This is a genomic window from Erythrobacter litoralis HTCC2594, from assembly GCF_000013005.1.
Classification (GTDB): domain Bacteria; phylum Pseudomonadota; class Alphaproteobacteria; order Sphingomonadales; family Sphingomonadaceae; genus Parerythrobacter; species Parerythrobacter litoralis_A.
In genome coordinates this window covers 683,578-707,909 of record NC_007722.1, presented here as the reverse complement: position 1 = coordinate 707,909, position 24,332 = coordinate 683,578, and the positions used below count along the sequence as shown (strand labels likewise).

General features: G+C 62.2%; 34 protein-coding genes, 1 tRNA gene and 1 pseudogene. 26 read left to right on the top strand and 10 right to left on the bottom strand.

The genetic code is table 11. The annotated features are described in order from the left end of the window. Positions 1–7: 7 nt before the first annotated feature. Both EL2594_RS03375 and EL2594_RS03370 read left to right on the top strand, forming a co-directional pair. Positions 8–265 carry an antitoxin MazE family protein gene (locus EL2594_RS03375; RefSeq protein WP_011413651.1) on the top strand — a complete coding sequence of 86 codons (258 nt, stop codon included), beginning with the start codon at positions 8–10 and terminating at the stop codon, positions 263–265. Beyond that, positions 262–591 carry a type II toxin-antitoxin system PemK/MazF family toxin gene (locus EL2594_RS03370; RefSeq protein WP_011413650.1) on the top strand — a complete coding sequence of 110 codons (330 nt, stop codon included), beginning with the start codon at positions 262–264 and terminating at the stop codon, positions 589–591. Before EL2594_RS03375 ends, EL2594_RS03370 begins: the two co-directional genes overlap by 4 nt. On the opposite strand, the gene pspF is transcribed toward EL2594_RS03370, so the two are convergent. Further along, positions 588–1,628 (bottom strand): phage shock protein operon transcriptional activator, encoded by a 1,041-nt coding sequence (pspF, locus tag EL2594_RS03365; RefSeq protein WP_011413649.1) that lies wholly within the window; start codon positions 1,626–1,628, stop codon positions 588–590. The genes EL2594_RS03370 and pspF overlap by 4 nt on opposite strands. Positions 1,629–1,794: 166 nt before the next feature. On the opposite strand from pspF, the gene EL2594_RS15445 reads away from it, so the two are divergent. The 15 genes from EL2594_RS15445 (at position 1,795) to EL2594_RS15060 (ending at position 7,163) form a co-directional block, all read left to right on the top strand. Next, positions 1,795–1,947, top strand: coding sequence for a hypothetical protein (locus EL2594_RS15445; RefSeq protein ID WP_011413648.1), 153 nt, complete (start codon positions 1,795–1,797; stop codon positions 1,945–1,947). Between the two features lie 92 nt (positions 1,948–2,039). Beyond that, positions 2,040–2,885, top strand: coding sequence for a phage shock protein PspA (gene pspA / locus EL2594_RS03360; RefSeq protein WP_011413647.1), 846 nt, complete (start codon positions 2,040–2,042; stop codon positions 2,883–2,885). Positions 2,886–2,891: 6 nt separating this feature from the next. Beyond that, on the top strand, positions 2,892–3,188 hold the full coding sequence (gene pspB / locus EL2594_RS03355; protein WP_011413646.1) for an envelope stress response membrane protein PspB: 297 nt from the start codon (positions 2,892–2,894) through the stop codon (positions 3,186–3,188). Further along, positions 3,185–3,562, top strand: coding sequence for an envelope stress response membrane protein PspC (gene pspC / locus EL2594_RS03350; RefSeq protein ID WP_011413645.1), 378 nt, complete (start codon positions 3,185–3,187; stop codon positions 3,560–3,562). Before pspB ends, pspC begins: the two co-directional genes overlap by 4 nt. A gap of 26 nt (positions 3,563–3,588) precedes the next feature. Continuing rightward, a complete protein-coding gene (locus tag EL2594_RS03345; protein ID WP_011413644.1) occupies positions 3,589–3,852 on the top strand; it encodes a hypothetical protein in 264 nt (87 codons plus the stop codon). Positions 3,853–3,909: 57 nt separating this feature from the next. Then, a complete protein-coding gene (locus tag EL2594_RS03340) occupies positions 3,910–4,200 on the top strand; it encodes a hypothetical protein (RefSeq protein ID WP_011413643.1) in 291 nt (96 codons plus the stop codon). Further along, positions 4,200–4,562 carry a hypothetical protein gene (locus tag EL2594_RS03335; protein ID WP_011413642.1) on the top strand — a complete coding sequence of 121 codons (363 nt, stop codon included), beginning with the start codon at positions 4,200–4,202 and terminating at the stop codon, positions 4,560–4,562. The genes EL2594_RS03340 and EL2594_RS03335 overlap by 1 nt, the downstream gene beginning before the upstream one ends. Then, complete coding sequence (locus EL2594_RS03330; protein WP_011413641.1) at positions 4,559–4,933, top strand: hypothetical protein; 375 nt, start codon at positions 4,559–4,561, stop codon at positions 4,931–4,933. Before EL2594_RS03335 ends, EL2594_RS03330 begins: the two co-directional genes overlap by 4 nt. Further along, positions 4,933–5,193 carry a hypothetical protein gene (locus EL2594_RS03325; RefSeq protein WP_011413640.1) on the top strand — a complete coding sequence of 87 codons (261 nt, stop codon included), beginning with the start codon at positions 4,933–4,935 and terminating at the stop codon, positions 5,191–5,193. Before EL2594_RS03330 ends, EL2594_RS03325 begins: the two co-directional genes overlap by 1 nt. Then, positions 5,193–5,489 carry a hypothetical protein gene (locus tag EL2594_RS03320; RefSeq protein ID WP_011413639.1) on the top strand — a complete coding sequence of 99 codons (297 nt, stop codon included), beginning with the start codon at positions 5,193–5,195 and terminating at the stop codon, positions 5,487–5,489. Before EL2594_RS03325 ends, EL2594_RS03320 begins: the two co-directional genes overlap by 1 nt. Then, positions 5,486–5,740, top strand: coding sequence for a hypothetical protein (locus EL2594_RS03315; RefSeq protein WP_011413638.1), 255 nt, complete (start codon positions 5,486–5,488; stop codon positions 5,738–5,740). Before EL2594_RS03320 ends, EL2594_RS03315 begins: the two co-directional genes overlap by 4 nt. A 45-nt stretch (positions 5,741–5,785) precedes the next feature. Then, the gene (locus EL2594_RS03310) at positions 5,786–6,031 is read left to right on the top strand and encodes a hypothetical protein (RefSeq protein WP_041685627.1); all 246 of its coding nucleotides are present in this window, start codon (positions 5,786–5,788) and stop codon (positions 6,029–6,031) included. 139 nt (positions 6,032–6,170) lie between these two features. Further along, on the top strand, positions 6,171–6,581 hold the full coding sequence (locus EL2594_RS03305; protein ID WP_011413636.1) for a SufE family protein: 411 nt from the start codon (positions 6,171–6,173) through the stop codon (positions 6,579–6,581). A 1-nt stretch (position 6,582) separates the two neighbouring features. Further along, positions 6,583–6,930: a YbaN family protein gene (locus EL2594_RS03300; RefSeq protein ID WP_011413635.1), complete on the top strand. Its 348-nt coding sequence runs from the start codon at positions 6,583–6,585 to the stop codon at positions 6,928–6,930. Positions 6,931–7,004: 74 nt separating this feature from the next. Beyond that, on the top strand, positions 7,005–7,163 hold the full coding sequence (locus EL2594_RS15060; protein WP_011413634.1) for a YqaE/Pmp3 family membrane protein: 159 nt from the start codon (positions 7,005–7,007) through the stop codon (positions 7,161–7,163). A 55-nt stretch (positions 7,164–7,218) separates the two neighbouring features. On the opposite strand, the gene EL2594_RS03290 is transcribed toward EL2594_RS15060, so the two are convergent. From EL2594_RS03290 to EL2594_RS03280, 3 genes are all read right to left on the bottom strand, one after another. Beyond that, entirely contained in the window at positions 7,219–7,719 is a 501-nt protein-coding gene (locus EL2594_RS03290) for a sterol desaturase family protein (protein WP_011413633.1), read from the bottom strand. Continuing rightward, positions 7,716–8,483, bottom strand: coding sequence for a fatty acid desaturase (locus EL2594_RS03285; protein WP_011413632.1), 768 nt, complete (start codon positions 8,481–8,483; stop codon positions 7,716–7,718). Before EL2594_RS03285 ends, EL2594_RS03290 begins: the two co-directional genes overlap by 4 nt. A gap of 77 nt (positions 8,484–8,560) precedes the next feature. Beyond that, positions 8,561–8,974, bottom strand: a complete 414-nt coding sequence (locus EL2594_RS03280; protein ID WP_011413631.1) for an acyl-CoA thioesterase — start codon at positions 8,972–8,974, stop codon at positions 8,561–8,563. Between the two features lie 101 nt (positions 8,975–9,075). On the opposite strand from EL2594_RS03280, the gene leuC reads away from it, so the two are divergent. The 8 genes from leuC to EL2594_RS03240 all read left to right on the top strand — a co-directional run bounded on the left by leuC (position 9,076) and on the right by EL2594_RS03240 (position 14,364). Then, entirely contained in the window at positions 9,076–10,509 is a 1,434-nt protein-coding gene (gene leuC / locus EL2594_RS03275) for a 3-isopropylmalate dehydratase large subunit (protein ID WP_041685625.1), read from the top strand. A 42-nt stretch (positions 10,510–10,551) separates the two neighbouring features. Continuing rightward, on the top strand, positions 10,552–10,704 hold the full coding sequence (locus EL2594_RS03270; RefSeq protein ID WP_041685030.1) for a hypothetical protein: 153 nt from the start codon (positions 10,552–10,554) through the stop codon (positions 10,702–10,704). Next, positions 10,704–11,306 (top strand): 3-isopropylmalate dehydratase small subunit, encoded by a 603-nt coding sequence (gene leuD, locus EL2594_RS03265; protein WP_011413628.1) that lies wholly within the window; start codon positions 10,704–10,706, stop codon positions 11,304–11,306. The genes EL2594_RS03270 and leuD overlap by 1 nt, the downstream gene beginning before the upstream one ends. Further along, the gene (locus tag EL2594_RS03260; RefSeq protein ID WP_011413627.1) at positions 11,303–12,301 is read left to right on the top strand and encodes an NADPH:quinone oxidoreductase family protein; all 999 of its coding nucleotides are present in this window, start codon (positions 11,303–11,305) and stop codon (positions 12,299–12,301) included. Before leuD ends, EL2594_RS03260 begins: the two co-directional genes overlap by 4 nt. Before the next feature lie 64 nt (positions 12,302–12,365). Beyond that, a complete protein-coding gene (locus EL2594_RS03255; protein WP_011413626.1) occupies positions 12,366–12,689 on the top strand; it encodes a DUF1476 domain-containing protein in 324 nt (107 codons plus the stop codon). A 9-nt stretch (positions 12,690–12,698) separates the two neighbouring features. Further along, the gene (locus tag EL2594_RS03250; RefSeq protein WP_011413625.1) at positions 12,699–12,932 is read left to right on the top strand and encodes a BolA/IbaG family iron-sulfur metabolism protein; all 234 of its coding nucleotides are present in this window, start codon (positions 12,699–12,701) and stop codon (positions 12,930–12,932) included. Between the two features lie 37 nt (positions 12,933–12,969). After that, positions 12,970–13,299, top strand: a complete 330-nt coding sequence (grxD, locus tag EL2594_RS03245) for a Grx4 family monothiol glutaredoxin (RefSeq protein ID WP_011413624.1) — start codon at positions 12,970–12,972, stop codon at positions 13,297–13,299. 285 nt (positions 13,300–13,584) lie between these two features. After that, complete coding sequence (locus EL2594_RS03240) at positions 13,585–14,364, top strand: NUDIX hydrolase (protein ID WP_011413623.1); 780 nt, start codon at positions 13,585–13,587, stop codon at positions 14,362–14,364. A 126-nt stretch (positions 14,365–14,490) separates the two neighbouring features. Here the strand turns inward: EL2594_RS03240 and EL2594_RS03235 are convergent. After that, positions 14,491–14,567: transfer RNA gene (locus EL2594_RS03235), tRNA-Arg, on the bottom strand. A 59-nt stretch (positions 14,568–14,626) separates the two neighbouring features. Here EL2594_RS03235 and EL2594_RS03230 point away from each other — a divergent pair. Next, on the top strand, positions 14,627–15,346 hold the full coding sequence (locus EL2594_RS03230; RefSeq protein ID WP_011413622.1) for a queuosine precursor transporter: 720 nt from the start codon (positions 14,627–14,629) through the stop codon (positions 15,344–15,346). Between the two features lie 63 nt (positions 15,347–15,409). On the opposite strand, the pseudogene EL2594_RS03225 reads toward EL2594_RS03230, so the two are convergent. From EL2594_RS03225 to EL2594_RS03205, 5 genes and pseudogenes are all read right to left on the bottom strand, one after another. Further along, positions 15,410–18,295, bottom strand: a pseudogene (locus EL2594_RS03225) (TonB-dependent receptor). Between the two features lie 127 nt (positions 18,296–18,422). After that, on the bottom strand, positions 18,423–19,967 hold the full coding sequence (locus EL2594_RS03220) for a Ppx/GppA family phosphatase (RefSeq protein WP_011413619.1): 1,545 nt from the start codon (positions 19,965–19,967) through the stop codon (positions 18,423–18,425). Continuing rightward, positions 19,968–22,115, bottom strand: a complete 2,148-nt coding sequence (locus EL2594_RS03215; RefSeq protein WP_011413618.1) for an RNA degradosome polyphosphate kinase — start codon at positions 22,113–22,115, stop codon at positions 19,968–19,970. Positions 22,116–22,169: 54 nt separating this feature from the next. Then, positions 22,170–23,183 (bottom strand): P-type DNA transfer ATPase VirB11, encoded by a 1,014-nt coding sequence (gene virB11, locus EL2594_RS03210; protein WP_011413617.1) that lies wholly within the window; start codon positions 23,181–23,183, stop codon positions 22,170–22,172. A gap of 15 nt (positions 23,184–23,198) precedes the next feature. Then, positions 23,199–24,317: a TrbI/VirB10 family protein gene (locus tag EL2594_RS03205; RefSeq protein ID WP_233994306.1), complete on the bottom strand. Its 1,119-nt coding sequence runs from the start codon at positions 24,315–24,317 to the stop codon at positions 23,199–23,201. Positions 24,318–24,332 lie beyond the last annotated feature (15 nt).

Below are 24,332 nucleotides of genomic sequence, written 5' to 3'. Positions count from 1 at the left end.
ATGCCCTATGGGTAAGCACGATCCCCTCACCGATAGGCAAAGAGTAGCGCGCCACCGTGCAAAGCTGAGGGCGCAAGGGTTGAGGCCGAAGCAATTCTGGCTTCCCGATCTGGGTGACCCGAGGATCAGATCAGAAATCGCTGGTCAATGCCGCAAAGTCTCGCAGCACGCAGAGACCGCCGAAGCTCAGGACCTCATCGATGCAATTATCGGTGAAATGCTGGTGGACATTGAAGCTAGTGAAGATGAAGCGAAAGGCGCTTGAAACGCGGCGAGATTTGGGTTGGCGCAGATGTCGGCGACTATGCACGCAAACCGCGGCCCTGGCTGATCATTCAAAGCGACTACTTCCCGACCGCAGATTCTATCGTAGCAATTCCGCTGACGTCGGTGGCTGTCGACGCGCCCTACCTTCGCGTGCCACTGGCACCTATCGAGGAAACGGGGCTCAGGGTCGAAAGCTGGGCGATGCTTGAGAAGCTTGCTGCGCTGCGCCGATCGCGGTTGCAAAGCAAGATCGGCGAGCTCGACCGGGAAACCATGCTTGAGGTTCAGCGGGGCCTCATGGCCGTTCTGGGCTTCGCGAACTAGGAATTGGTCGCCTCTTCCATCAGTCCATGCTTCTTGATGCAATGGCGCAGCTGGTCGTAGGTCAAGCCGAGCGCCTTGGCGGTCTGGCGCTGGTTCCAGCGGTGCTTGCCGAGCGCGTGTTCGATGATCGCCCGCTCATGCTCGTCCACCGCGCCGCGCAGATCGTCGCAATCGAGATCCAGCGTCGGGCGCGCCGTCTGGTCGACGGCGTCGCGAAAGTCGGTCGACTTGTCGCGCTTGGCAGCTTCGCCGGGCAAGGGTTTCCACGGGCTCTCGAAGGGATCGAACTGGACATAGCCGATCGGCTCCTCCCAGCTGTCCCAGCGATAGACCGCTCGCTCGACAACATTGCGCAGCTCGCGCACGTTGCCGGGCCAGGCATAATCCTCCAGCTCTTTCTGCACATGCGGCGCAAAACCCGGCCAGCCTTCCCAGGCGAGCTCGGCCGCCATGCGCCGACCGAAATATTCCGTCAGCACGCCGACATCGCCATCGCGCACGCGCAGGGGCGGCAAGGTAATGACTTCGAAACTGAGCCGGTCGAGCAAGTCGGCGCGGAAGGTGCCTTCCTCCGCGAGTCGGGGCAGGTCCTCGTTGGTGGCGGCGACGATCCGCACATCCACATTGACCGGGCGCGACGAGCCGATCCGCGTGACCTCGCCATATTCGACGGCCCTCAACAGCCGTTCCTGTGCGGCCATCGACAAAGTACCCAGTTCGTCGAGGAATAGAGTGCCCTTGTCGGCTTCCTCGAACCTTCCCTCGCGCGCTCTGGTAGCGCCGGTAAAAGCGCCCGCTTCGTGGCCGAACAGTTCGGCCTCGATAAGGGTTTCGGGGAGCGCCGCGCAGTTCATGATGACCAGCGGCTCGCCCCATCGTGGTGAGAGTCGATGCAGACGTTCGGCAATCAGTTCCTTGCCTGTGCCGCGCTCCCCGATAATAAGGATCGGGCGCTGCATCGGGGCTGCGCGGCTTGCGCGTTCGACCGCGTCGAGAAAAGCCGTGGACTGGCCGACAAACTGATTCCCGCGCTCCATACCCGATATATAGGAATTTTTCCCAAGGGTTGGCAATACTCGCCAACACCCGTCCGGAGAAAAACATTAAGAAGCGCTGAATTCTCCTGTTTCTGCCATTTGGCACGCCTGTTGCAGAGATATGGGCGAACGCCGGAAGGCATCGAATTCAGGGAGGAACCCAACCATGTATACTCGCAGCTTCTTCCAGACCAAACTGGGCCAGGCCGCTCTTGCCAGCATCGCCGCAATGACCGCTTTCGTGGCGCTCAGCACCCAGCTGCAGGCACCCCCCGCTTTCGCCGCACCGATCGCTTACGAGCAGGTCGAAGCCGCGTGAGCAAGCCGAACAACCCCCTCGGACCGGAGCCCGCCTCCCCCCAGTCCCCTCGCTCTGACAAGAGCGCCGGCGGGTCTCGGGTCCGTGACGGTTTGTCCCGGCTCGAAGCCGAAGTAGAAAAGCTTCGCCGGAGCCCCACCCCGACGCAAGGTAAACAGAGCGAACCTTTTACCGCTTCGGAATGGGCCGACGCGGACAAGGTCAACGCCAAGGTCAACGAATTTCTCTCAGGAGCACCCTTCATGGGCATTTTCAGCCGTACCCGCGATATCATTGCCGCCAATTTCAACGACATGCTCGACCAGGCCGACGACCCGGAAAAGATGATCCGCATGATCATCCTCGAGATGGAAGAAACGCTGGTCGAAGTGCGCGCCTCGGCCGCCCGCACCATCGCCGACCAGAAGGAAATGCATCGCCATACGGTCAAGCTCGACAAGCTGCAGGCCGACTGGGCCGAGAAGGCGCAGCTCGCGCTGTCGAAGGATCGCGAAGATCTCGCCCGCGCCGCCCTCGTCGAGAAGAAAAAGGCCGCCGATATGAGCGACCAGCTCAAGCAGGAAATCGCCGTGCTTGACGATGCGCTGCGCGCTTACGAGCAGGACATCCAGAAGCTGCAGGGCCGCCTGCGCGAAGCCCGCAGCCGCCAGACGGCGATCGCTGCCCGCCTCGAAAGCGCGGAAAATCGCGTCAAGCTGCGCAGCCTGATGACCAACGAGCGCGTCGACGATGCGCTGACCCGCTTCGACCAGCTCGAACGCCGCGTCGACTATGCCGAAGGACGCGCCGAAGCCCTGAAGATTTCCGACCAGTCGGGCACCCCCAGCCTCGCCGACGAAATCGATGCCCTCGCCGGCAGCGACAAGGTCGACGAGGAGCTCGAAGAAATGAAACGCGCCCTCGGAATGGGCGGCAAAGACGACAAGCAGGAGGACTAAGACCCCATGGAAGAAGTCATCATCATCCCGGCCATATTCATCGGGCTTCCCTGGTTGATCCTGCACTATGTCACGAAGTGGAAGACCGCGGCCACCATCACCGGCGACGACGAAGCGCTGCTGGAGGAAATGTACAATCTCGCCAAGCGCCTCGACGAGCGGATGGATACGGTCGAGCGGCTGGTCCAGCACGACCACGCCGACTTCAAACCCGCCCGCCTCGTGCAGAATTCGGAAGAAGACAACGCCCAGCTCAAGGAACTCGAAAAGCTGGTCGCCGAGAAGAAAGGAGCTGCATCGTGAATACCCCCCGCACGACCCTTTACCGCGACAAGCAGAACGCGAAACTGATGGGCGTCTGCTCCGGGATCGCGGATTATACCGGCGTCAATCCGCTGTGGGTTCGCCTGGGCTTCCTGGTCCTGCTGTTCACGATCGCCCCGATCCTGCTGCCGGCCTATTTCATCGCCGGGCTGCTGTTGAACAAGAAGCCGCCGCATCTCTATGTCGATCAGGACGAGAGCAAATACTGGCAGCGCATGCGCCAGAACCCCAAGCGCACAGTGCGCGAAGTGCGCGGCAAGTTCCGCGACATCGATCGCCGGCTGGCCGAGGTCGAGACCTTCTACGTCTCTTCCAACCCGCGCCTGAACTCGGAAATCGAGCGCTTGCGCTGATCGGGTGACCACGGGGAGACTGCACGATGGAAACCTGGGCTCTCATCTTGATGTTCGCCTTCATCTTCGGCGGGCCGGCAATCTGGGGGACGGTCGACTCCATCCTCAAGCATCGCCGCAAGATGGCGGAGATCACATACGGCCGCAGCGACCGCGAGGCGCAACTGGCGGACGACAAGGCCCGCCTGAAGGAAACCGTGGCAATGCTGGAAGACCGCATGGCGGTGCTCGAAACCATCGCCACCGACCCGGCCCGCCGCACGGCCGAAGAAATCGAGAAACTGCGCTGAACCAGGCGCTGAAGGGAGGAAAACGTGGGTGAATTTATCGGAGCATTGACGGGACTGATGGCGGTGACCGCACCGTTCCTGATGGTGCTCGGCATCATCTGGATCGTCAGCCGCAGCAAGCTGGAAAAGCAGAAGATCGAAGCCACCGCCGACGCGACGAGCGAGAAAGCCGCGCAATATGTCGGCCAGGTCAAGGATCTCGAGGATCGCGTCCAGGTGCTGGAGCGCATCATCACCGATCGCGGCTACGACGTCGCCACCCAGATCGAAGCCTTGCGCGACACGAAGCGCGTGGAGGACGAAGGCATGGGTGTTCCGCTCGACATGACGAACAAGGAGCGCGCGTGATGGATTGGGGTGGCCCTACCTTCGTCGTCCTGCTGGTCGCGATCAGCACGGCAGGCTGGCTGATCAACAACTGGATCCGCGCCAGGCACGGTTACAGCCTCGAAAACGAATGGGGCGGCATGACCGACCCGACCGACAGCGGCGAGACCAAGCGGCTCAAAGCTGAAAATGCCGAGCTGAAATCGCAGATCGATTCCATGCAGGACCGGATGGTCAATCTCGAACGCATCGTCACCGACAAGGGTTATCGCCTAAGCGACGAGATCGAAGCCTTGCGCGATCGCCCCGCCCGCAACACCGCCTCCCATACCGGAACCGACAGCGGCGTGCCGCTCGACCTCAACAAGAAGGAACAAGCATGACCCCCGAAGCTGCCCAGGCTGCCAGCGCAATCGTCCCCCACCTGCCGTGGATCGTCGGCGGTGCACTCGCCATCGGCGCGGCCGGGGTGTGGGGCTGGGTCCACACGACCAAGCTGCGCATCCAGAACGGCTATCCGCTCGAAGGGATGTGGGGGCAGTCGCTGAAACCGAGTACCGACGGCCAGACCGCCGAGCGCGTGCGGCTGCTGACGCAGGAAAACGCCGAATTGCGGGCCGAACTCGGCTCGATGAAGGACCGCCTGGCCAATGTCGAACGCATCGTCACCGACAGCGGCTATCAGCTCACCAGCGAGATCGACAAATTGCGCGAGCCGGCGCTCCAGCACCGCGAGACGGAAGGGAGCGCCTGATGTTCGGAGCCGACACACCTCTGGTAATGGATGCGCTGCAGATGGCCGCCGTTGCCGCTGCCGTGGGCGCCGGCGCGATCTATCTGGTCATGCGGCGCCGTACGCAGGCAGCGTCTTCGGACACTGCCACGGCAGACCGCTTGAAGGGCCGCGTCGAAGTACTCGAACGCATCGTCACCGATCCTTCGGTTCGCGTCGCCAGCCAGATCGAAGCGCTGCGCGACGACGACGCCACGAAAGCGAATAAGGAAACCGCCTGATGGATAGCGATCTGATCCTCATTTTCGGCTTCATTTTGACCGTGGTCGTCATCATCACGCTTGGGATCAATGGCATTATCGCCCAGCAAATGCGGCAGAAGCGTTGGCTCGAGGAGCATCGCGAGAAGAAGCGCACGCGCGTAAGCGACGAAGCCTACAAGGCGCTGGAAGATCGCATTCGCGTGCTCGAACGGATTGCCACCGAGAAGGACGACCCGCTTGCCATGCAGATCGAGCAGCTGCGCGACCTGCAGGACATCGACACACAGATCGACAGCAAGGAGCGGACGCAATGAGCATGTGGACTGGGATTGTCCTGATCGTGCTGATCGCTTCGGTCGCGCAGATCCTGCGCGCGCGCTATCGCGCCCGGTCCGGGATAATCGCCGACAAGCAGGGCAACGAAACCTATGTCGGACGCGACGATGGCGAGAAGGATCGCGAAATCGCCGAACTGCGCGAACGGGTGAAAGTGCTGGAACGGATCGCCACCGATCCGGCGCGCCGCACCGCCGACGAGATCGAGAAGCTGCGCGACGAGCGCTGAGGAAAGGAAGCCAGGGTTCAGGAGGCCCGTTGGAGGAACATGCAGATGAGTGACCCCACATTCGTCATCGCGATTACCGCACTGGTCGGCCTCAGCGTCGTCGTCGCGGCCTTGCTGCGCGGCTGGCACAGCTGGCTCGCGTTGAAGCGCCAGGAACTCGAGAACCGCCGCACGCGCGGCCCGATCGAAATCGAAGGCGGTGCCGGCGAAGGCGCGGCCCGGATCGAGATCGCCGACCTCAAGGAACGCATTCGCAAGCTCGAAGCCATCGCCAACGGAGTGGATTTGTGACCGCCCTTTCCTACATCCGTTCATGCTGAGCTTGTCGAAGCATCGTACTTTCTTCTAGCGCGGCGCCAGAAGTGAAAGACGGCCCTTCGGAGTCGAAGACGGCGCACAGCGTCACCGGCTCAGGGCGAACGGAGTTTCAATGCGGTCTCTTAGTGATATCCAGGAAGAATACGAATTTCTCGAAGGCGACGAACGCTATCGCCTGCTGATCGAGCTGGGGCGCGAACTCGATCCGATGCCCGATGCGCTCAAGACCGATGCGACGCTGGTGCGCGGCTGCTCGGCGAGCGTATGGGTCTATCCCACCGGCGAGGGCAACACGCTGCACTTCCTCGCCGACAGCAATGCCGCCATCACCAAGGGAATTGTCGCACTCGTCATCGCCGCCGTGCAGGACAAGCCGGCCGACGAAGTGGCGCAGATGGACGTCGCCGGCGCACTCGAGCCCTTCGACCTCAAGAACCAGCTCAGCTCCAACCGCACGCAGGGCGTCCCCAACATGATCGCGCTGGTGAAGGAACACGCCGCGCGCCTCGCCGCCGCTGCCTGACATGCGCCCGCTCTACCTCGCGGGCGGTATCCTCAGCGTCGCGTTCGGCGCGATCGGCGCGGTGCTGCCGATCATGCCGACGGTGCCCTTCCTGCTGCTCGCCGTGTTCTGCTTCGCGCGCAGCAATCCGGAATGGGAACGCAAGATTCTGGAGCATCCGCAATGGGGCCCGCAGATCGCCGACTGGCGCGACCATAGAATCATACGCCGCCCGGCCAAACTGGCGGCGGTAGCGGCTATGTCAGCGGGCGTGCTGTTTACATGGGCTACCCTCGGGGCGCCCTGGGTCTATGTCTCGCTTTCGGTGCTGATCATCGCCGGGGGCTGGATAGTGACCCGCAACGAATAGAGCCGACCGGAACCTTTGAAGCTTCCCGTACGTTTAACAGGCATACGGGCGGGGAGAGAGAAGGATTTGAAATCATGGCCATTATTGTTCTTATAGCGACCATCCTGCTGCCGCCGCTCGGCGTTGCAATGAAGCACGGGCTCGGCGCGACGACGCTGCTCAACCTCGTCCTCACGCTGCTCGGTTTCATTCCCGGCCTGATCCACGGCCTTTACGTGAATTACGCGCGGTAATCGCAGCTTAGACCGATCTACAAAAGCGCCGGCCCAATGGGTCGGCGCTTTCGATTCAGGCGCCCATGCTGTCGCGCACGACCGCGAGACCCTGTTCGCGCTGCTGCTTGAGTTCAGCCTTCAGTTTTGCCGGATCGCGCGCGAAAACGAAGCCGAAACTCACCCCGCCCTCCTTGCCTACCGTGGCATGATGCAGCCGGTGGGCCTGGACCAGCCGCTTCGCGTAACCGCGCTTGGGCGTCCAGCGCCAGTAGCGCTGATGGACCAGCCCGTCGTGCACCAGCGTATAAATCACGCCGTAAAGCGTGATCCCGACCGCAGCCCACCACAAAGGATCGGACCACAGGGCGCCTATAACAAAAAGCAGCGCCGCTACGGATCCGAACACGACCGCGAAAAGATCGTTCTTTTCCAGTGTGTTGTCGTGCGGCTCATGATGGTCGCGATGCCAGGACCAGCCCCAGCCGTGCATGATGTATTTGTGGGCAAACCAGGCAAAAAACTCCATGCCGACCACGGCACCGAATACGATCAGGGCGATTGCCCACCAGCTCATGCGTTTTGCGCTTCCATTCCGATCCCCGCTTCTCGCGCGCCGGGCAAGGCCCACCACGGCACGTCGGGACGCCGATGATGTTCGAGATGATAGCCGAAATGGAAGCACGTGGCGAGGCTGGCCAACGTGCCGAAGCCATCGCTGCGCGCGTTGTGCCGGTCGGCAAAACCCTCTTCGGAACGCCGATGTGGACGAAAGGTCCCGAAGTAGAAAAGCTGCAGCGATGAAAGCAGTGCCGGTGCGCCGTAGAGCAGGACGATCTGCACCATCGGAATGTCGAGGACTAGCCAGTAGATGCCGACAACGACATGCACGAACAGGATCGATTGCCAGCTGAAATAGCGCCGGAAGAAGGTTCCGTACCAGCGCCAGAAACTGCGCGGATTGTGCTCGTCGAAATCCGGGTCTCCCGCATGGCCCGCCAGCTTGTGGTGGGTAAAATGCGCGTCACGCATTCGTCGCCAGCCGAAGCCTGCGTAAAGGGCCAAGAGAAACGCGCCGATCGCCGAATTCAGCGTCGGCCTGCCGGGTGCCAGCGAGCCGTGCATTGCGTCATGACTAACGATGAAGACGCCAACCGACAGCCACGTTTGCACCGTTGCTAGCAGAAGTGCGAAGGGCAGGTTCTGCCAACTCAGCTCGAAAACGAACATCGCATAGGCGTGGATGCCGAGCCACGCGCCAGCGATCAGCACGGCGAGCGTCAACCCGATCGCCTGCTGACGCGAGCGCGCAGGCAACGAAAAGGCAGGACCGTCAGACATTCAGGAGATTACGCGACCCATGCGAGTGCATCTAGCAACACGCGCCGCACAGCACAATTGGACGGAAGTCCGTGGGGTCAGTCGGCTTCCGGAAAAAAGAATTCGCGCAGATGGTCCCCGATACGTGCAGGGCGCAAGGTTTCCGCATCGATGCAACACCAGCTCGACTTCACTTCGGCAAGCACCTCTTCACCGCGACTGATCACCGTGTGATAGAATGCGCGCGCGCCCTGGAAGTGCTCCAGCACTGTCTGCGCCATCACATCGTCTTCGAGAAACGCGGGCTTGCGATAGGTGATCTCGTGCTTGAGCGCGACCCACGCCTTGCTCGCGACTTCCTCGGCCGGGGCCAGCTTGTTCCAGTGCGCCAGCACGGCATCCTGCACCCAGTTGAGATAGCGCGCGTTGTTCACATGGCCCATGAAATCGATGTCGTCCGGCAGGACCTTGATGGGAAAGGCGAATGGCTTGGCGGGGGAGCTTGCTGACATGACTGTCAGTTAGGCGCGGAAAGCTTTCTTTTCCATGACACCGCAATTGCTTGGGCCACGTAATCTTGCCTGTGTTGCGCAAAGGTCGCAAAGCTGCGGCCATGGAGAGCACCCCGCGCACATTGTACGAGAAAATCTGGGACGCGCATGTTGTCGAACAGCGCGACGATGGCACCGCGCTGATCTATATCGACCGGCATCTCGTCCATGAGGTTACCAGTCCGCAGGCGTTCGAGGCTTTGCGGGTCAGCGGCCGTACCGTGCGCCGTCCCGACCTGACGCTGGCGGTGCCCGACCACAACCTGCCGACCACAGCACGGCGTACGTCGTCCGGTTCGCGCATCCCGATCGCCGACCCGCAAAGCGCGGCGCAATTGGACGCTCTCGCCCGAAATGCGGCCGAATTCGGCATCCGCTATATCGGTGATGCCGATGCCGAGCAGGGAATTGTTCACGTGGTGGGGCCCGAGCAAGGCTTCTCGCTCCCCGGCGCGACGATCGTATGCGGGGACTCGCACACCGCCTGTCACGGTGGTTTGGGTGCCCTCGCCTTCGGCATCGGCACCAGCGAAGTCGAGCACGTGCTGGCAACGCAGACGCTGCTGCTCAAGCAGTCGAAAACGATGGAAATCCGTGTTGAAGGCGAACTGGGCGCGGGTGTCACCTCGAAAGACCTGATCATGCACATCATCGGCGTGATCGGAGCAGCGGGCGGGACCGGATATGTCTTCGAATATCGCGGCAAAGTGTTCGAGCGCATGAGCATCGAAAGCCGCCTTACGGTCTGCAACATGAGCATCGAAGCCGGTGCCCGCGCAGGCCTCATCGCACCGGACGAGACGACCTTCGCCTATTTGAAAGGCCGCCCCTATGCGCCCGACGGCGAAGAGTGGGATGCAGCAGTCGCCTGGTGGCGCTCGCTCGCAACCGATGACGGCGCGACATTCGACAGATCGGTCACGATCGATGCGGCGGAGGTCGCCCCGAGCGTCACCTGGGGCACCAGCCCCGAAGATGTCCTGCCGATCACTGGCGAAGTGCCATCCCCCGCAAGTTTCGACGACACCGGCAAACAGGCGGCCGCTGCCAAGAGCCTCGAATACATGGGCCTCACCCCCGGCCAGAAATTGACGGAGATTTCGGTCGAGAACATCTTCATCGGCAGTTGCACAAACAGCCGCATCGAAGACCTGCGCGCTGCCGCCAAGGTGCTGCGAGGACGGAGAAAAGCGAGCAACGTAAACTGGGCCATCGTTGTCCCGGGCTCAGGCCTCGTGAAGCGTCAGGCTGAAGAGGAAGGCCTCGACCGCATTTTTACCGAGGCCGGCTTCGAATGGCGCGAACCCGGCTGTTCGGCCTGCCTCGGCATGAACCCCGACAAGGTCCCGCCGGGCCAGCGCTGCGCATCGACGAGCAATCGCAATTTCGTCGGTCGCCAGGGCCCGGGTGCGCGAACGCACCTTTTGTCGCCTGCCATGGCCGCTGCGGCGGCCGTCAACGGTCGGCTCACCGATGTTCGGGAGTTGTCCGACTAATCGCCCTTGCGCGGCGCGCAACACATCACCAAAGCAGAGAGCATGACGAAAAAACTTCACGCCAAGACCATCGCCGGAGCCATCGGATCCGCCGCTATCGCCGCCGCGCTGCTCTATGCGGGCAAGCGCAAGAAGAGAAACGAGCCGACCCAGCCCGGCCCCATCCCCTCGGGCGAGAACCCGGAGACCGACTGATGGAGGCCTTGAGCCAGATCGAAGGGCGCGCGATTCCCTATGGCGCGAAGAATGTCGACACCGACGTCATCGTCCCTGCACACTGGCTCAAGACGATCACCCGCGAAGGACTGGGGCGCGGCGCGTTCGAGACGTTGCGCGAAGTCCCGGACAATATCTTCGACAGCGAGGAATTCGCCGGAGCGCCGATCCTGATCGCCGGCGACAATTTCGGTTGCGGATCGAGTCGCGAACACGCGGCATGGGCCTTGCTAGATCTCGGCATAAGGGCGGTGATCGCGCCGAGCTTCTCCGACATCTTCTCCAGCAATGCTTTCAAGAACGGTATCGTAACGGTCGTCTTATCGCAGTACGAGGTCGACCGATTGATGGAGGTCGCGCAAAGCGATCCGATCGCGGTCGACCTCGAAACGCAGACTGTCGTAACGCCCTTTCAGGACCGGTTCCCGTTCGAAATCGACCCGTTTCGCAAGCACTGTCTGCTCAATGGATTGGACGAAGTCGGCCTGACCCTCACCCGCGATGCCGCCATCGCAGACTATGAATCGCGCCAAAAGACACAAACGCCCTGGCTTACAACAGGAACGGAGAGAGCCGCATGAAAGTCCTACGCACCCACGCCGTCGGAGGCCCCGAGACGCTGACACTCGACGAGGTCGAGGTCCCTACCCCGGGCAAGGGCGAAGTGCTGGTCGATGTGAAAGCCTGCGCGATCAATTATCCCGATACGTTGATGATCCGTGACCTCTACCAGTTCAAGCCCGAGCGTCCCTATGCGCCTGGCGGCGAAATCGCGGGAGTGGTCGAAGCGGTCGGCGAAGGCGTCGACGGCGTCTCCGTTGGTGACAGGGTCATGGCCGGGATCGGCAATGGCGGTCTGACCGAAAAGGTCATCGTGCCCGCGGGCCGGATGTTCCCCGTGCCCGAAGGGGTGCCTTTCGAAAAAGCCGCTTCGCTGCTGATGACTTATGGCACGACGATCCACGGCCTGAAGGATCGCGGCCACATCAAAAAAGGCGATACCGTCCTGGTGCTGGGCGCTGCGGGCGGAGTCGGCCTGTCGGCGGTCGAACTGGCCAAAGCCTTTGGCGCGCGCGTCGTCGCGGCTGTTTCCAGCGAGGAAAAAGGCGAAGTTGCGAGGAAAGCGGGGGCCGACGAGGTCGTCATCTATCCGAAGGACGAGATGGACAAGGCCGCCTCCAAGGAGCTCGCAAGCGCGTTCAAGGCGGCGTGCGGCCCGGAAGGCGCCAATATCGTCTACGATATCGTCGGCGGGCAATATTCCGAACCTGCCCTGCGCTCGATTGCCTGGGAAGGTCGCTTCCTTGTGGTCGGCTTCCCTGCCGGGATCGCCAAGATGCCGCTTAACCTGACCCTGCTCAAGAGCTGCGACATTGCGGGTGTCTTCTGGGGTGCCTTCACCGCGCGCGAGCCGGTCAAATTCCGCGAGCAGGTCGAAGAGCTGTTCCAGATGATGAAGGACGGCAAGATCGATCCACTGGTGTCGGAGACCTTCCCGCTCGAGAAAGGCGGCGACGCGATCGCCAAGCTCGAAAATCGCCAGGCGGTGGGCAAGCTCGTCGTGCTGATGGATTGAGGCCGGTTGCGGGTCGCCGCGCGCACGCCTATCTCGGAATGGCAACATCAGTCGAGGGACTCACATGACCGATTTCAAGGATCGCGAGCGCGCCGAAGAGGCGAAATACGCCATGGACGAGGAGACCGCATTCAAGGTCGCCGCGCGTCGCAACAAGCTGCTGGGCCACTGGGCGGCGGAGAAGATGGGCCTCAATGATGAGGAAACCAAATCCTACGCCACCGCCGTTGTCCAAGCCGATTTCGAAGAAGCCGGCGACGAGGACGTGATCCGCAAGGTACTGGGGGATCTCACCACGGCCGGCGTCGATGTCGACGAAGCTGCGGTTCGCGCTGCGCTCGCCGACATGACGATCGAAGCCAAGCGCCAGTTCATGAGCGAAAACTGAGGCAATCCGATGCCGATGTCCGCTGACGAGATAACCGAGGCGATCACCGCTGCCCTGCCCGGCGCCCAGGTCGAGATGACCGATCTGGCCGGCGACAACGACCATTGGGCGGCCCGCGTCACCGCTCCGCAATTTGCCGGCAAGAACCGGGTACAGCAGCACAAGATGGTCTATGAAGCGCTCGGCGGGCGGATGGGCGGCGTGCTTCACGCCTTGCAACTCACCACTGCCGTTCCCAAGTGAGCGGACACGGAATTTCATTCTTACAAGGCTAGCGTCCATGTCCGATACCAACGCAAAAATTTCCGGGATCGTCGGCGAAAACGACGTCGTCCTCTTCATGAAGGGCACCCCGCTCTTCCCGCAATGTGGCTTTTCCAGTCGCGCCGTTTCGATCCTCGACCATTGCGGCGTGAAGTACGAAAGCGTCGACGTGCTTCAGGACATGGAAATCCGGCAGGGCATCAAGACCTATTCGGACTGGCCGACCATTCCGCAGCTGTTTGTGAAGGGCGAGTTTTTGGGCGGCAGCGACATCATGATGGAGATGTTCGAAGCCGGCGAGCTGCAGGAACTGCTCGATGAGAAGGACGTCGCCCGCGCCGAATAAAAGCGGCGATGTCTTCCTGAAACGCGAAAGGCCCGCCGATGGCGGGCCTTTTTCGTGGAAGCTTCGGGGAGGCGGGGCTGGGAGACCAGGTGCCCCGCCTCATATCGAAGACCATTGGGTACGCGCCCTACTCTGCATGCTGCGTGCCAAATTCGAAAAAGCCTCAATTATGTGCACCTTCGATGGTTAACGAATATTTGCCTCGGTCAGGATTGTAAACAAATCCGACAGGCCGGGCCCATTTGCCAGCTTGGCAAGTGACCCGCCCCGCGTCACAAGACGGCCATGGCCGATACCGAACCCAGCCCCGAGGGCATTCCCGCAGCAACCGTCGTCATCTTCCGCAATGCCAGGGATGGCGGCGCACCCGAGATCCTGATGACGGTCCGCTCTCGCAATATGGTGTTTGCCGGCGGCATGGCTGTGTTTCCCGGCGGACGGGTCGATCCGGCCGATTTCGAGCTGGGCACGAGGCTGTCGAGCGGGATCGATCCGGAAGAAGCCGCGCACCAGATCGCGGTAGTGCGCGAGACGCTTGAGGAAACCGGCCTCGCGATCGGGTTGCAGGGCGATATCGACGCCGACAAGGCGCGCGCTGCCCGCGAACTGCTGCTCGAAACCGAAGCGCTCGCGCCGGTACTCGACGAATTCAACTGGTCGCTCAACCTCGCACAATTGACGCCTTTCGCGCGCTGGTTTCCGAAGAACGAGCGCATTCCGCGCGTTTACGATACACGCTTCTATCTCGCCGATCTCGGAACCGGAGCGGTCGAAATCGAAGTCGACGCAACCGAAAACACGCATCTGTTCTGGGTCTCGGCTGCCGGTGCGCTCGAGATGGCTGAGCAAGGTGAAATCAAGCTGATATTCCCGACCCGGCGCAATCTCGAGCGTTTGGCGCTGTTCAACACGTTTGAAGAAGCCAAAGCGCAGGCCGAGGCGATACCGGTCAAGACGATCGTCCCTCAAGTCGATACCAGCGGCGAAAAGCCCATGCTCAAGATCATGGAGGATGCGGGCTATCCCATCACAGAGGAACTGCTCGATAGCGTGATGCGGGGGTAAGTGGCGCGCCCTGCAGGAGTGTGTTCGCTCTCGCTCACACGTCTCCGCTTCGCTTCGACTCCGAACCGGGGTTCGCGCCGACCAAGGCAAGCCGTAGGAGGCACCCCGCAAGCGGAATGCTAACTATGGCGCGCCCTGCAGGAGTCGAACCTGCGACCTCAGGATTAGAAGTCCCGTGCTCTATCCAGCTGAGCTAAGGGCGCGTCGCAGGCCTGTTAGCGTGCTTTGCGGAAACGCAAAACACCGATAAGGCCCCCTTCGCATGGAAAACCCCTCTCCCCAGCGCGTGTCGGGCACCGCGCCGACCCATTTCCGATACTACGATCTGGTGATGGCGGCGTTCGTCGCGATCCTGCTGCTGTCCAACCTGATCGGCGCGGCGAAGCTTTCGACCGTCGCGGGGTTTACCTTCGGAGCCGGAATCCTGTTCTTCCCGGTCAGCTATGTCATCGGCGACGTGCTGACCGAAGTCTACGGCTACGCCCGCGCGCGGCGGGTGATCTGGACCGGCTTTGCAGCGCTCGTCTTCATGGCCTTCATGAGCTGGGCAGTCGTAGCCATGCCGCCTTCCGAAGTGTGGGTTGGACAGGATGCCTATGAACAGGTGTTCGGCCTGGTGCCGCGCATCGTGCTGGCTTCGATCGTCGCCTTCTGGGCCGGCGAGTTCGTGAATTCCTTCGTCATGGCGAAAATGAAAATATGGACGCAGGGCAAGGCCTTGTGGACCCGCACCATTGGATCGACGGTCGTCGGACAGGGCGTCGACAGCCTGCTATTTTATCCCATTGCTTTTTTCGGCGTGTGGGAGACCGAAGCGGTCATCACGGTAATGATTACCAACTGGATGCTCAAAGTGTTGTGGGAAGCGGTGCTTACCCCCGTCACCTATGTTGCCGTCGGCGCGCTGAAGAAGCGCGAAGGAGTGGACGTGTACGACACCGAAACCGACTTCTCGCCCTTCTCCACGACGAAGGATGCGTGAGAGGCGCGCAAAAAAAAGGGCCGACCCGAAGGTCGGCCCTCTCCTCTCCCATCCGACCAAGCGTCAGAAATTGAAGCCCGCCGCGATACCGTAGCGGCGCGGATCGAGCGTGAAGATGTTGGTGAACAGGCCCGACGATGCGTCGGTGACATAGAGACCGGTCACCGAGTCGCTGTCGAAGATGTTCTGGACGAAGCCGCGGACGAACCACCTCCGGTCCGGTCCGTTGAGCTGGATCTGCGCATTCGCCTGCACGAAAGGTTCGATCCGGTTGACGCGGCCGTTGAAGACGTTGCCGAACTGCTCGCCGGTGAAGGCGATGTCGAAACGCGGGACCAGCGACATGCCGTTGTCGAAATCGGCGGTGTACTGGACACCGGCCGACGCCTTCATTTCCGGCGCCTGCGGCAGTTTGTTGCCTTCGAGGTTCACCTGGACGCCTGGGCTGAGCACCTGGATGCCGCCGAAAGCAGGACCGATGGCGGCCGCTTGCGCTTCGAGAACGCCGCAGATGCTGAACGCGCCATTTGATGCAATGCCGGAATCGGACGGGAACGACGTCGTCCCCTGCAGGCCGAGGCCCGGGTTGATGGCGTTGACGAAGGCGTTGGGATTGCCGCCCGTCACGGCACACAGCGCGCCGTTGGTGATATCCTTGATGATCACCGCATTAGGATCGCCACCGCCCGGATCGCGCGGGTTGGAGAACAGCTGCTGCCCGTCGACTTCGGCATTGAGGTAGCTGAAGTTGGCGTTGATCAGCCAGTTCGGCGAAGGTGCGATAACGGTTTCGAGTTCGAAACCGAACACCTTGGCATCGATCGTGTCGTTGACCGAAGTCCGTGCGATAATACGGCTGAGCTGCAGATCGGAGTACTTGTAGTAGAACGCGGTCGCGTTCACCTGCAGCGCGCCATTGGCGAAGGTGTTCTTCGAACCGATTTCGAAAGCATCGATCGATTCCGGGCCGAAGCTCTCCGACACGTTGAAGATCGGCTGCAACGGAGGGTTGATGCCGCCCGACTTGTAGCCGCGCGAATACGAGAAATAGAGCAGGTTATCCGGCGTGATCTCGTAATCGACCACGAAGCGGCCCGTAATTTCATCGAACCCGACTTCGCGCTGCTGGGACAGCTGGTTGCCTGGCGTCCCCGGATCTGCGTCGAACGAACCGACGAATGGCGAATCGAATGGATCGCCATCGTTGCTGTAGGGATTGAGGAAACTTGCCAGTGTCGAACGCGCGGTGATGCGCTTGCTGTCGTCGTTATAGCGCAGACCGGCCGTAATCTTCAGCCTGTCGGTCACGTCGACATAGACTTCACCGAAGATGCCGAAGCTCTTGAGCTTGAAGTCCTGAGTGTTGTTCCGGAAGAACGATGTCGCCAGGTAGCTGGGCGGCAACCCTCCCCCCAATGATGTGAAACTGCCGAGAACGCCGGCAATGTAATCGATAGCGAAGGCGTTCACGTAATAGCTGTTCTCCAGCACCTTCGATTCAGCATAGATACCGCCGACGAGGAAATTGAACGGCCCGTCCAGATCCGAAGAAATGATTCCCTCGACGGAGAAGCTTTCGTTCTCCTGGTTGGAACGGTCGAACTGCGTACCGTTCGGAGTACAGACGCTGAAACCTTCGAACGCCCCGCGATTGTCGAGCCGGGTATCCGAAACGCACAGATCGCCGCCATCGAAGAGCGCTTCGGTGATCGGCGTAAAATACGCACCTGTGCCGGGTCCGGCAGCGCCTGCGGCAAAAGCCTGCAGGGTCGGGAAGGCGATCGCGGCATTGGGTATCTGACCCACGCCGAGATTATAGTCTTGGCGGGAGTCGACGCTGGTTTCCTGATAGGTCCCGTTGAGACTGACGTTGATGGCGCCGAAATCGTGCGAGATATCTGCCTGGATGATCAGTTCGTCGGCGAAATATTCAGGCGTGAACTCCGTGTTGACGACGCGAACATCCTGCGGCTCATTGAAATTCGCATAGGCATCCGGTCCGTAGAGGCTATTGAGCCCGAAGCTCCTCGGAATGCCGTTCAGCGCGAAAAACTCTGACGAAGCCAGCGTTCCGGTGAAGGTCGAATTCGCATTGGTCTTGTCGAAATCGCGGCGGTTGTTGAGACAGCCGAGAATTCCGGTCGGGTCGCGCTGACACTGCTGCTTCTGGATGCGCAGGCGGTCGTCGTTTTCGCGGAAGTAATAGCCTACGATGTCGATGGTTGTATCGGGACCCGGCTCGACCCGCAGCGAACCGCGGACGGCATACATGTCGCGCCCGTCGATATCGTCACCGTTGAAAATGTTGTCGGTGTAGCCGTCGCGCTTCAAATAGAATCCGGCAACGCGGGCCCCGATCACGTTCCCGATGGGAACATTGACCATCCCGGTGGCCTTGATGCTGTTGTAATTGCCTTATTCGAACGATCCGGCGGCGCCGAAGCCCGAAAGATCGGGCTTGGCCGTGACGACGTTGACCACGCCTGAGGTGGCATTACGTCCGAACAGCGTGCCCTGCGGCCCGCGCAGGACCTCGATCCGCTCGAGGTCGAAATATTCGGTTTCGAACAGGCGCGTGCCGAACAGGGGCGAGCCGTTCTGGTGGATGGCCGTCGCGCTGTCGCACGATACACCGACGCAAAGGTCGCCGATACCGCGGATAGTGAAACTGGAAGCCGTAAAGTTCGACTTGGTGAAGGAGACGTTGGGCAGCGTCAGCTGAAGGTCGCTCGCGTTCTCGATCTGCTGCGCTTCGAGCGTCTCGGCGCTGAAGGCGCTGACCGCGATCGGCACTTCCTGCAGGCTCTGTGCCTGGCGTTGTGCCGTGACGACGATAACCGGACTGGATGTGCCGGGATCGGTATCCGGCGTATCTGCGTCCTGTGCGTAAGCGGGTACTGCGATCGCTCCGGCACAGATGCCGGCCATCAGGGAAGCCCTGATCCTCATAGATATACTCCTCTCCCACGCGCCGCTTTGCGCGGCGTCTGGGAAGGAAGCTAAACCGGAATACGTATGCGTTGCAATAGTATTGCGCGAAAGTTCCCGATTCTCTGCATTTCGATCATCGCGAGTGTCACCCCTCGGCAACAGCGTCCGCGGGACTTTCGACCCACGGCGATGCTTCCACGCGCATCGCGGGCTCGAGGCCGAGCCAGTCGGCCAAGAGGTTCAGATCCTTTTCGTTCGGGATACCGAAAAGCGCAGCATGGCTTTCGTCCAGAGAAAGCACCAATTGCTTGTCCTCGACGAGGAGGCGGGTCCGTTGCAGCGACTGGCGCGATTTGCCACCGATCCGGCGACACAGGCGTACGGCCAGTCCCCATCCGATAGCCTGGTCGAGGCTCTTCTTGCTCGCCAGCTGCTTGACCTCGTCGGGCAGGTCGCAATGGTTGCGATTGGCACAGATGGCTGCGGCAATCATCGCCCGTCCCTCGGGCTCAATCGCAATCCAGCGCTTGTGCAGCGCCCATTCGATACCGACCCGCAAGCGTAAATTGGGCTCGATCTGCATGGCCGCGAGCGACAGCATGGTCGCGGCCAACCTGATCCGCTCGGTACCGCGCCCATGAGCAGGTGCGGCATCGACCGTCCAGCTGGCAATCCTCGTTGCCATCGTCGGCGAAGCACCCCGCGACGCGGCAAAGGTCGAGACGCCCGCGATCAGCGGATCCTGCGCGCGGGCATGCGGGGCCAGCGACTGGTACAACACCCCTTCGCGAATGCCCCAGGACGATGCGATCACCCGGTCCGGCCGGAGTTTCTTGATGAGCACCTGCAGCAGGACCGCCGCAAGCGGCATCGTGTCCGAGCGCATGGTCGATATTCGCTCCATCGATCGCAGGTCCTCGGGATCGCTTTCCGCGAGTTCCTTGGCCATCGCCAGCGCCTCTTCGGCAGGCAGGCTGAGCCCGTGCGGATCGGTCAGCGGGAAGCCCAGTTTCTCGATCGCGTAGACCGCCATGGCGCGCCAGGTTCCGCCGACCAGATACAGATCCCCGTCGATGGATCTATGCGCCTTGGCGTCCTTCAGCCGTGACTGGATCACCTTGTGCAGTTTGCCGGGACTGGCCTCGTCCAGCTCGGTCAGCCGCAAGGTGCCGAGCGGCAGGCTGATCGCAGTGTCCGGCGATCCGTCACCGATATGGACGAGCTCGAGACTGCCCCCGCCCAGATCGGCCACCACGCCGCGCGCCTTTGGAAACGCCCCGAGCACGCCCCAGGCGCTGATATTGCCCTCTTCCTCGCCCGAGAGGAGATGCGGCGAAAAGCCCAGCGCCTCCACCTTGCGCAGGAATTCGGGGCCGTTGCTGGCATCGCGGGCCGCAGCGGTCGCGACCATATCGACCTCTTGGATGTCCAGGTCCCGGAGAAGGAGCGCATACCGTTCGAGCCCGCGCATCGCGAGGTCGATGGCTTCTTCGGCAAGGGCACCTGTAGTGGTGATATCGCGCCCTAGCCGCGCGGCGACCTTTTCATTGAGCAATACCGTCGGAGCGCGCGGCGAACCGCCATAGACCACCAGGCGCACCGTGTTGGAGCCGACATCAATGATCGCGCGGTGCGGGACGTTGCCCATGAAGAGCCCGTCCCGATCCCTACGGCGCCCCCCGATCGCCATTCAGACGGCACCCTTCCGCAAGGCAAGCTTGGGCACGGCTCCGGCCTCCAATGCACCCCCGCGCCCCGAGAGCGACGGGTTGGTCATGAAATAGCGGTGGCAATTGAACGACTTCTCGCCGACTTCCACCCGGAAGTAGCTCCCGTCTGGCTGCAATTCCCAGCTTTGCTCGTTGTCGAGCAGGTTGGCGAGCAGCACCTGCTGCAACACCTGGTCGTGCACCGTCTGGTTGTCGATCGGCACCAATTGCTCGACCCGCCGGTCGAGGTTGCGCACCATCAGGTCGGCGGACGAAATGTATACCGTAGAGCTCGTCCCCGGCATCGGCTCGCCATTGGCGAAGGCGTAGATGCGGCTGTGCTCCAAAAAGCGCCCGATGATGGATTTGACGCGGATATTGTCCGACATGCCCGGCACGCCGGGGCGCAGATTGCAAATCCCGCGCACCACCAATTGGATTTCGACCCCGGCCTGGCTGGCTTCGTAAAGCCTGTCGATCATGTCGACATCGGTGATCTGGTTCATCTTCATCCAGATCGCCGCCGGCTTACCGGCCTGTGCATTGACCATCTCGTTATCGATCGCGGCATAGATCGTTTCGCGCAGGTCGATCGGCGAGACGGCGAGCATCTCCAGCTCGCGCGGTTCCACATAGCCGGTGACGAAGTTGAACAGCTTGGCCGCATCTCGACCCAGTCGGGGATCGGCGGTGAAGTAACTGAGATCGGTGTAGATTTTGGCCGTGATCGGGTGGTAATTGCCGGTACCGAAGTGGCAATAGGTCCGGAAGCCCTCCTCTTCGCGGCGCACGACCATCGCGACCTTGGCATGGGTTTTCCAGTCGACGAAGCCGTAGATCACCTGAACGCCTGCCCGCTCGAGCTTGTTGGCCCAGTAGAGGTTCTGCTCCTCGTCGAAGCGCGCCTTCAACTCGACGACCGCCGTCACCGACTTGCCGTTCTCCGCCGCTTCGACCAGCGCATCGACGACTTCGGATTGGGTGCCCGCGCGGTAGAGCGCCTGCTTGATCGCCACCACGTCGGGATCGATCGCAGCGCGGCGGATGAAATCGACCACCACGTTGAAGCTTTCGTAGGGGTGGTGAATGACGATATCCTTTTCGCGGATCGCCGCGAAGATGTCGCCATCATGCTCCAGCACACGCTCGGGATAGCGCGGCGAATAGCTGTCGAACTTGAGGTCGGGCCGGTCTTCGTCGACGATATCGGCGAGCCCCGCGATGCCGAGCATGCCGTCTGTCTTCACGAAGGTCGCGCCCGGCGTGTCGAGCTTTTCGCGCAGCAGCGCCTCGGCGGTAGGATCGAATTCCTCTTCGATCTCGAGCTGGATGACCTGCCCCCGGCGGCGGCGCTGGATCGCGCTGCGGAAGGTACGGACAAGGTCTTCGGCCTCTTCCTGGATTTCGATGTCGCTGTCGCGCAACACGCGAAATGTGCCGTCGCCGACGATCTCGAAACCCGGGAATAGCTCCTTGGCAAAGCGCGTGATGAGGCTCTCTATGCTGATATAGAGCGCATCTTCGCCCGGCACGCGGATAAAGCGCGGCAGGGCCGAAGGGATCAGCACCATCTCGACCAGTTCCTCGCCACCGCGCCGCAGCGTGAAGAGCAGGCCCAGCCCCTCGTTCGAGATGAAGGGAAAGGGGTGCGCCGGATCGAGCGCCTGCGGGGTCAGCAGCGGCAGGATGCTTTCGAAAAAGTGCTGCTTGAGCCACCCATAGGCCTCAGCATTCACCCGCTCTTCGTCCGCGACGTGCACGCCCGCATCGGCCAGCTGGACCCGCAGGTTCCGCCAGATATCCTGCTGTCGCTCCGACAGTTCTTCCAGCCTGGCGACCACCGCGTTCAACTGCTCGCGCGGGGAGCGGCCGTCGTCAGAAACCTCGTCGATCCCGCGCTGCACCTGCCCAACGAGGCCGGCCACGCGGATCATCACGAACTCATCGAGATTGCTGCCCGAGATCGACAGGAAGCGCAGCCGCTCGAGCAAGGGATAGCTGTCGTTACAGGCCTCGGCGAGCACGCGGTCGTTGAACGCGAGCCAGCTCAATTCGCGGTTGAAATAGCGCTCTCCCGGCTCCGTAGGCGGGTCGAGATCATTGTCCTGCGTAATCGGGTGGCTGCCCATGGCTCTTCCTATAGCGGTCGCGCCCTTAGAATTGCTAGCCGTAGCGTGAACTTCCTAGACGAGGTCCTTGGCGAGCGCGATTTCGCTTATCCCGCGCTTGCCCTCCCCGCTGCGGCCGAGCTGGACGATGACGTCGATCACGTTGGAGGCATAAGCGATCGTGTCGCTGCGGCTAAGACCGATGCCGGTCTGCATGACCATCAGCGACAATTGCTCGAGCGCGCCGGTGATCGAGTTGGCGTGGATGGTCGAGAAACTGCCCGGGTGGCCGGTATTGATAGCGCGCAGGAAGCTGACGCTTTCGGCGCCGCGCAATTCGCCCAGCACGATGCGGTCGGGGCGCAAGCGCAGCGCCGCCTGCAGCAGTTCATTGGCCGTGACCTTCGCCTCGCCAAGCTCGCCCTTGACTGCGACGAGACCGACGCCGTTCTCGCCCGGCAAACGCAGTTCGGGCGTATCCTCGACCAGAACGACCCGCTGCTCTTTGGGAATTTCGCCCAGCATGGCGTTGAGGAACGTCGTCTTGCCGGTGCTCGTACCGCCCGAAATCAGGATCGTGCGCCGCTGCCGGATGGCTTCGCGCAGAAACGCGATCGGCTCGGCCTGCGCATCGGGCATGGCCTGTTCCTGCGGCGGTGAGAGCGGCCCGGAGTCGTAAGCGTCGAGCGGCAGGTCCAGGCGCCGGTGGCGACGGATCGCCATGCACCAATGCTTGCGGCTGGCAGGCGGTCCGCAGAACTGCACCCGCGCCCCGTCGGGCAATGTCGCGCCCAGCAGGGGATGCTCGCGGTTGATGCCCTGATGGCTGACCCGCGCGACCTGTTCGGCGAGGCGCTGGACCAGCCGGTCATCGATATGCGGCGTATCGACGCGTTGCATGCCTGGCGAGGCTGCATCCTCGATCCAGACTTCGCCAGGGCGGTTGACGAGTATTTCCGTCACCGTGTCGCGGTCGAGCCATTCGCGGAACGGCTTGAGATAGGCCTCGAGATAGACGCTGCGATCGCCCGGCAGCGGGGTTTCCGCCGCTTCGGCCTGTTTCGCAAAGGGATGGACGTCCGCGCTCATCGGCCTGGCCTTCGCCTACATCACCGTCGAGAAATCGAGATCGCGGGCAGTGAACACGCGGATCGGTTCACCTTGGCGGACCCGGATGACCGGGCCGACCTGACTGTCCTGCTGCACGGCTGCCGCGGCGGCCGATTGCCCGGCCCCGCCGATAACGACCGACGCCCCGCCACTGGCGATAGCGCCAAGGCCGCCGACGACCGAGAGCAGCATGGCCGAACCGAAACGCTGGAAGAAGCGACTGTTCACGTCGCCCCTGAGGCCGGTGGTGCCATCGAAACCGATGGCCGGCGACTGCAGCGGTACGGACACACCGTCGGGCCGGATCAGGCGGGTCCAGATAACATAGGCGCGCTTCTGCCCGCCCTGCACGCCCGACTGATATTGACCGACCAGGCGGCTGGAACGGGGGACGAGCACGTTCTTGCCGTCGAAACTACGGACATCCTGGCTCACCACGGCACGCACGAAGCCCGGCACATCGGTGTCGATGGCGGTTTCGAGAATGGCCGGGATCAGCGTGCCCTGGGTCACCGTGGTCGCCGGGTTGACCATCCGCGCGGCCTGCGCCGGGCCGCCGCCCACGCCTCCTACGCGACTGGCGAAATCGTTGGCCGAATTGCCGCTCGCGTTGCCGCCCCCCGGCAAGGCCGACGCCGTTCCGGGCGCAACCGCGGCTTCGGGCCCTGCCGCGCGGGCGCTGGCATCGAACACCAGCGACGGGCTCGCGTTGGGATTGGCGCGCGGAACGGTCACGGCATCGGGACTCTGCGCATAGACCGGGGCAGGTGCCGGATCGGGTCGCGGCGCGGCGACAGGTGCCGGCGCGACCGCCTGCTGCGGGGCCTGCGCCTGGACCGGAGCCTGCTCTACCTGCGCGCTGCCCACGCCTTCGGGCGGCGGCACCTGCGCGGCGTTCATGCTCCAGAATGTGACCGCGCCGAGCGCAGCGACGATGGCGATGCCGGCCACCAGCCCCATCGCATCCGACTTGCCGCCCTTGTTGGCAACGGCGGGATAGCTTGTCCGGCTGGCGAGATCGGTGACATCCGCATCCTGGGTCTCGCGCGGGTCGACGTCGTTGGCGCCGAAGCTGCCGCTGTCCTTGTCCGGAAGTCGCATTGCCAAACGCATTGCCATGCTCCTTTA